Genomic DNA, 6744 nt, shown 5'->3' with positions numbered 1-6744 from the left:
CCGAGGAGGGCCGGGCGCTGCGCGCCGCGGTGCGCCGGCTGCCCGGCCGCTGCCCCCGGCTGCTGGCCGCCCTCCTCTCCCGGAAGGACCCGACCTACCGGGAAATCGCAGGCGAGTTGGGAATGTCACAAGGATCTTTGGGGCCGGTACGTTCCCGTTGCCTGGGATGCCTGCGCAGAATGCTGACGGCAGAGGTTGCCGCTCCTGAACCCTGGGGAAAGGAGCGATAGACAACCGGCGCCACGGAGGCGGCGTGCACCCACGACGGCTCCTGTCAGGGCGGACCGAACCGAAAAGGGGAGGCGTGGGCACATGGGCATGAGCGTGACCATCTCTGCGGCGACCGATCTCGACGCGGAACAGATCCTCAAACTCCAGTACCTCTGCTATCAGGGCGAGGCCGAGCTCTACGGGGACTACTCCATCGCACCGCTCACCCAGACCCTCGCCGAGCTGCGTGCCGAACTGGGCGCCGGCTGCGTCCTGGTGGCCCGGCTCGGCGACGAGGTCGTGGGCTCGGTGCGCGGCACGGCCGGCGCCGGGGGCGCGGCGGTGATCTCCGGGATGATCGTCCATCCCCGGATGCAGCGGCACGGCCTGGGCGGGCGGCTGCTCGCCGCGGTCGAGGCCCGGCTGGCGGCGGAGGGGGCCACCCGCTACCGCCTGGCCACCGGCCACCGCAACGAGGGGAACCTGCGGCTGTACCGCAAGTGGGGGTACGCGCAGGTGGCCAGCGAGCAGGTCACGCGCAAGCTCACGCTGGTGACGATGGAGAAGGAACGCCGGGAGCAGGACGCGGAGTCCGCGCAGGGCGCCGCCACGGGGGCGGCGCTCGCGACGACGAGCCGCTAGCCGGCCTGTGGCTGTGCCGCGCGGCGCAGCCACACCATCGCGGTGACGGGCAGGATCACCGGGATGAAGAGGTAGCCCATGCCGTAGTCCGACCAGACCGTGGCGTCGGGGAAGGCGGACGGCTCGGCGAGCGTCCACGTCCCGACGACGAGGACGCCGGCCAGCTCGGCGGCGCAGCACACCAGCGCCGCCCGGCGGGCCGTGGGGCCGCCGCGGACCAGGGAGTACGTGATGAAGGCGTACACGACGGCGGCGATCGCCGACAGGACGTAGGCCAGCGGGGCGCGGCCGAAGTCCAGGATCATCTGGACGATCGAGCGAGAGGCCGCGGCGACGGTGAAGACGCCGTAGAGCCACACCAGCAGCCGGCCCGGTCCCTCGCCGAGGTTGAAGCCCGGCTTGGCGGGGGTGGTCGGTTCGGTCACGGTCAGCCTCCCCAGATGTCGTAGAGCCGCACTTCGAGCACGGCCAGGATCACGCCGCCCGCCGCCACGGTGGCCGAACCCCAGCGGGTCCGCTCCGCGAGCGACATGAAGCCCGCGGCGGGAACGGCCGCCGCCGAGCCGATCAGGTAGGCCAGGAAGATGGCGGTGCCCTGCTCGGGCTTGTCCCCTCCCGCCAGCTGCACGATGCCGACCACGAGCTGGGCGACCGCCAGGACGGTCACCACGGCCATGCCGATGAAGTGCCAGTCCTTGGTGGACTGGTCGCGGGAGAAGGCGATGCCGCACCAGGCGGCCAGCGCGAGGGCGGTCAGTCCGACCGCGAGCGTCAGCGCGCCGATCACCGTGGCCACCGGGCTGCGGGCGCGTGCGGAGGGGGCTGGACAAGCATGGGACGACTTTAATGGCCTGCCCGGAATGCGCCGCGCCCGGCCCCGCACCGGGCCCGGTCGGCCCGTGGCCTTGACCACAAGGCGCCTGCGGATACCCCGGCCGAGGGGCGTGGGCACGGGGTCCGCGGCCCGCGTCCTCGCAGGTCAAAGGGTGGCCGCCGATGGCTTGAAGATCGCTTACGGGGAGCGGGGTGTGTCCACGAACCGGCCAGGTGTGTCCGCTATTCGGACAGCCTTGGCCGACTCGCACATCCGTCTGTTTTACTTTCCCGCATGACCACGACGAGCAGCCGCACCTGTGCGACCGAGGCGATGACGACGCCCGGCGCTGCTCGTTGCATGTGTCGAATGTGTGACCGCTGAGGGCCCCCGTTCCGTGCCTCGCGCCCCGAAGCGAGACCCGTAGAGCCCGCGTCCCGCGTCCCACCCGGACCGGACCGGAAAAGCTCCGCCCCGCGTCACCAGGACTCCCCGAAGCCGCGACCCTCGTTCGCGCCCGCCGGGGCACCTAGGCCGCGCTCCGCAATGAATGCTCGTGCCGGCGCCCTCACCGCCGCGCACTCGACAGTGACGGAAACCCCTGTGATCACCACTACGGGCCTGACAAAGGTCTACCGCTCACGCGGCCGCGAGGTCACCGCCCTCGACGGCGTCGACCTCCACGTGCGGGAGGGCGAGGTGTACGGCGTCGTCGGTCAGAGCGGCGCCGGCAAGTCGACCCTCATCCGCTGCGTCAACCTCCTGGAGCGCCCCAGCTCCGGCACGGTCACCGTCGCGGGCCAGGACCTCACCGCCCTCGCCGGGCGCGGCAACCGCGCCGGGGCCGAGCTGCGCAAGGCGCGCAGCCGCATCGGCATGGTCTTCCAGCACTTCAACCTGCTGTCCTCGCGGACCGTGCAGTCCAACATCGAGCTTCCGCTGGAGATCCTCGGCGTCTCCGGCAAGGAGCGCGAGCGCAAGGCCCTGGAGCTCCTCGACCTCGTCGGCCTCGCCGACAAGGCCAAGGCCTACCCCGGTCAGCTCTCCGGCGGCCAGAAGCAGCGCGTCGGCATCGCCCGCGCCCTGGCCGGCGACCCCAAGGTGCTGCTCTCCGACGAGTCGACGTCCGCGCTCGACCCGGAGACCACCCGCTCCATCCTGCAGCTGCTGCGCGACCTCAACCAGCAGCTCGGCCTGACCGTCCTCCTCATCACCCACGAGATGGAGGTCGTCAAGACCATCTGCGACTCGGCGGCCCTGATGAAGGGCGGGCGCGTGGTGGAGTCCGGCACCGTCTCCGAACTCCTCGCCACCCCCGGCTCGGAGCTCGCGGCCGAGCTCTTCCCGGTCGGCGGCGAGCCGTCCGGCCCGGACACCACCGTCGTGGACGTCACCTTCCACGGCGACGCCGCGACCCAGCCGGTCATCTCCCAGCTCTCCCGTACGTACAACATCGACATCTCGATCCTGGGCGCCGCGATGGACACCGTCTGCGGCAAGCAGGTCGGCCGGATGCGCATCGAGCTGCCCGGCCGCTTCGAGGAGAACGTCGTCCCGATCGGCTTCCTGCGGGAGCAGGGCCTGCAGGTGGACGTCGCCGATGTGCGCAACCCCCACGACGCGGCGCCGGCCGACGCGCTCCTGAAGGATGGTGCCAAGTGACCTGGACCGAGATGCAGCCCCTGCTGCAGAACGCCTGTCTGGACACCCTCTTCATGGTGTGGTGGTCCACCGTCTACACCATCCTCGGCGGCCTGCCGCTGGGCATCCTGCTGGTCCTCACCGACCGCGGCGGCCTCCTGCAGAACGTCGTGGTCAACAAGGCCGTCGGCGTGGTCGTCAACCTCGGCCGCTCGCTGCCCTTCATCGTCCTCATGGTGTGGCTGATCCCCTTCAGCCGCTTCGTGGTCGGCACCTCCATCGGGCCCAGCGCGGCCGTCGTGGCCCTGGCCATCGGCGCGATCCCGTTCTTCGCCCGGCTGGTGGAGACCGCGCTCCGCGAGGTCGACCACGGCCTCGTCGAAGCCGTCCAGTCCATGGGCGGCGGCACCTGGACCGTGATCTTCAAGGTGCTGCTCCCGCAGGCCCTGCCCTCGGTCATCGCGGGCCTGACCACGACCGTCATCGCCCTCATCGGCTACTCCGCGATGGCCGGCGCCGTCGGCGGCGGCGGCCTCGGAAACCTGGCCATCGTCTACGGCTACCAGCGCTCCGAGACCGGCCTGATGAACATCACCATCGTGCTGCTCATCGTCATCGTCACCGTCGTCCAGCTCGCCGGAGACCTCGCCGTACGGGCCCTCGCCCGGCGCGGCGGGCGGCAGGCCGCCCCCGTGGGCCTGCGCCGCCTGTGGGCCCCCGCCCGCGTGGCGCCCAAGCCCGTGGCGACCGTCCCGGCCCAGGCCGAGGCGCCGGAGGCAGCCAAGACCTCCTGACCGAAAGACTTCCTGATCGGAGCTGATCAGGCCTGGCACGAGGGGCATTTCGCCCCTCACCGCAGATCCACGAGCCCGGACCCTTTGCCGGGCGGCAACACCTCGTGAACCCAGGAAATCCAGAAAGAGGGGCACTCTTCGTGCGTACCACCGTCAAGCTCACCGCCGCCGTCGCGGCCGCCGCCGCACTCACCCTCGGCCTGAGCGCGTGCAGCGCTCCGTCCGACACCTCCTCGTCCGGCAGCTCGAAGAAGGGCAAGGACGCCGACCCGGCCGCCAAGCTCGTCGTCGCCGCCAGCCCGACCCCGCACGGCGACATCCTCAACTTCGTCCGCGACAACCTCGCGGAGAAGGCCGGCCTGAAGCTGGAGGTGAAGGAGTTCAACGACTACGTGCTCCCGAACACCGCCACGCAGAACGGCGAGGTCGACGCCAACTTCTTCCAGCACAAGCCGTACCTCGACGACTTCAACAAGAAGCAGAAGACCGACATCGTCCCGGTCGTCAACGTCGAGCTCGAGCCGCTCGGCCTGTACTCCGAAAAGGTAAAGAAGGCCGGCGACCTCGGCAGCGGCGCGACCATCGCCGTGCCCAACGACGCCACCAACGAGGGCCGCGCCCTGAAGCTGCTGGCCGACAACGGCGTCATCGTCCTGAAGGACGGCGTCGGCTCCGGGGCCAAGCTCTCGGACATCAAGGACGACAAGGGCATCAAGTTCACCGAGCTCGAGGCCGCCCAGATCCCCTCCCGCCTCGCCGACGTCGACGCCGCCGTCATCAACGGCAACTTCGCCATCGGCCACAAGCTCAACCCGGCCAAGGACGCCATCGCCCTGGAGAAGGCCGACGGCAACCCCTACGCCAACTTCCTCGCCGTGAAGAAGGGCAACGAGTCCGACCCGCGCGTCCAGAAGCTCGCCAAGCTCCTCAACTCCGACGAGGTGAAGAAGTTCATCGAGCAGAAGTTCAGCAACGGTGCCGTCCTCCCCGCCTTCGGCGCGGTGAAGGGCTGACCCCGCCTGTCGCTTCCGTAACCACAGACGCCCCTGTGGCCCCAGGCCCCGCGCACCCGTCGGCGTGCGCGGGGCCGACGCGCTTGGCGCACGCACGCATCGATGCTGCATGCTGGTGCACTCAAGCCCGGAGCGCCCCGTCCCGAGCCCACTTCCCCGGCGTTGGAGCAGCACATGACATCCACCTTCCCGGACATCTCCATCAGTACGGACCGGCTGGTGCTGCGCCCGTTCGAAGCCGAGGACGTGCCCGCGCTCGCGGAGATGATGAGCGACGAACTCGTCACCGCCTGGACTACGGTGCCCCACCCCTACACCACCGCCCACGCCCGTGACTGGGCCCTGCGCGAGGCCCCGGCCGAGCGCACCGACGGGCGCGGAATCGTCTTTGCGGTCACCGAGTTCCTCACCCACCGCCTCGTCGGCTGCGTCCACCTCCACCACACCGACTGGCGGGCCCTGTCCGCCGAGGTCGGTTACGTCGTCGCCCCGTGGGCCCGCGGCGAGGGCTACGCCTGCGAATCCGTGCTCGCCGTCGCCGAGTGGCTCTTCCGCGACCAGAAGTTCGAGCGCCTGGAGCTGCGCACCGCCGCCGACAACACGGCCTCCCAGCAGGTCGCCCAGAAGATCGGCTGCATCAGCGAGGGCGTGCTGCGCAACGCCTGGATAGGACGCGGCCGCACCGAGGACGGCGGCTGGACCGAGCTCCGCACGGACCTCATCATCTGGAGCCTCCTCCCCGAGGACCTCGACGAAATGCGCGAGCAGCCCGCGGGGGACCCCGGCTACGCTGCCGCCTTCCACGACTGGTCCTGACACCCGCCGGTCCCGGAGCGGCTCCGGCCGTGGCCGGGCGGGCCCCCGGTCACCTCATCCGGACCAGGGAAGGTCCGGACCAATAGGGGGTACGCTCACCCTGCCCCGCCCCCGCCCCCGCACTTTCCGCCGACAGACCCGCCCGCAGACGCGCCGACAAGCCCAGGAGAATGACGACGATGGCCGACCGGGTCACGGTGATCGGGTGGGACGGCTCACCACTCACGGACGCGGCCCGCTCCGCCCTGGCCGCCGCCACCCTCGTGGCCGGCGCCGCCCACCACCTCGACCTGCCCGAAGTCCCGCCCGCCGCCGAGCGCATCCGCCTCGGCAGCGTCGACCTCGCCGCCCGCCGCATCGCCGGCCACCGCGGCTCCGCCGTCGTCCTCGCCGACGGCGACCCCGGCTTCTTCGGCGTCGTCCGCACCCTGCGCGCCCCCCAGCACGGCCTCGAGGTCGAGGTCGTGCCCGCCGTCTCCTCCGTCGCCGCCGCCTTCGCCCGCGCCGGCATGCCCTGGGACGACGCCCAGATCGTCGTCGCCCACAGCCGCGACCTGCGCCGCGCCGTCAACGTCTGCCGCGCCCACACCAAGGTCGCCGTCCTCACCTCGCCCGGCGCCGGCCCCGCGGAACTCGCCCTCCTCCTCGGCGACGTCCACCGCACCTTCGTCATCTGCGAGGAGCTCGGCACCGAGCGCGAACAGGTCACCGTCCTCACCTCCGACAAGGCCCCCGACCACTACTGGCGCGACCCCAACGTCGTCATCGTCATCGGCGGCGCCGGCGCCACGCCCGCCACCGTCCCCGGCTGGGG

8 protein-coding genes and 1 pseudogene are annotated in these 6744 nt (G+C 71.3%); 7 read left to right on the top strand and 2 right to left on the bottom strand.

Annotated features, from left to right (window positions below):
- Both V7793_RS30500 and V7793_RS30495 read left to right on the top strand, forming a co-directional pair.
- Positions 1–230 (top strand): annotated as a pseudogene (locus V7793_RS30500) (sigma-70 family RNA polymerase sigma factor); the annotation flags it as partial.
- 82 nt (positions 231–312) lie between these two features.
- Positions 313–852 (top strand): GNAT family N-acetyltransferase, encoded by a 540-nt coding sequence (locus V7793_RS30495; protein ID WP_336012577.1) that lies wholly within the window; start codon positions 313–315, stop codon positions 850–852.
- On the opposite strand, the gene V7793_RS30490 is transcribed toward V7793_RS30495, so the two are convergent.
- Together V7793_RS30490 and V7793_RS30485 are read right to left on the bottom strand one after the other, a co-directional pair.
- On the bottom strand, positions 849–1277 hold the full coding sequence (locus V7793_RS30490) for a hypothetical protein (protein ID WP_443058027.1): 429 nt from the start codon (positions 1275–1277) through the stop codon (positions 849–851). The genes V7793_RS30495 and V7793_RS30490 overlap by 4 nt on opposite strands.
- A 2-nt stretch (positions 1278–1279) precedes the next feature.
- Positions 1280–1639, bottom strand: a complete 360-nt coding sequence (locus tag V7793_RS30485; protein ID WP_336012580.1) for a hypothetical protein — start codon at positions 1637–1639, stop codon at positions 1280–1282.
- A gap of 573 nt (positions 1640–2212) precedes the next feature.
- Between V7793_RS30485 and V7793_RS30480 the strand changes: the two genes are divergently transcribed.
- The 5 genes from V7793_RS30480 to cbiE form a co-directional block, all read left to right on the top strand.
- Positions 2213–3328 carry a methionine ABC transporter ATP-binding protein gene (locus tag V7793_RS30480; protein ID WP_336012574.1) on the top strand — a complete coding sequence of 372 codons (1116 nt, stop codon included), beginning with the start codon at positions 2213–2215 and terminating at the stop codon, positions 3326–3328.
- Positions 3325–4101, top strand: coding sequence for a methionine ABC transporter permease (locus V7793_RS30475; RefSeq protein WP_336012571.1), 777 nt, complete (start codon positions 3325–3327; stop codon positions 4099–4101). The genes V7793_RS30480 and V7793_RS30475 overlap by 4 nt, the downstream gene beginning before the upstream one ends.
- A gap of 140 nt (positions 4102–4241) precedes the next feature.
- A complete protein-coding gene (locus V7793_RS30470; RefSeq protein ID WP_058045234.1) occupies positions 4242–5114 on the top strand; it encodes a MetQ/NlpA family ABC transporter substrate-binding protein in 873 nt (290 codons plus the stop codon).
- A gap of 174 nt (positions 5115–5288) precedes the next feature.
- On the top strand, positions 5289–5930 hold the full coding sequence (locus V7793_RS30465) for a GNAT family N-acetyltransferase (RefSeq protein ID WP_336012567.1): 642 nt from the start codon (positions 5289–5291) through the stop codon (positions 5928–5930).
- Positions 5931–6109: 179 nt separating this feature from the next.
- The coding region (cbiE, locus tag V7793_RS30460; RefSeq protein WP_336012564.1) for a precorrin-6y C5,15-methyltransferase (decarboxylating) subunit CbiE at positions 6110–6744 on the top strand (635 nt) is incomplete at its 3' end.

This window comes from Streptomyces sp. KLMMK (genome assembly GCF_036961605.1).
Classification (GTDB): Bacteria; Actinomycetota; Actinomycetes; order Streptomycetales; family Streptomycetaceae; genus Streptomyces; species Streptomyces telluris.
Note: the sequence above shows the minus strand (reverse complement) of the source record. Positions and strands in the feature narration are given on the sequence as shown.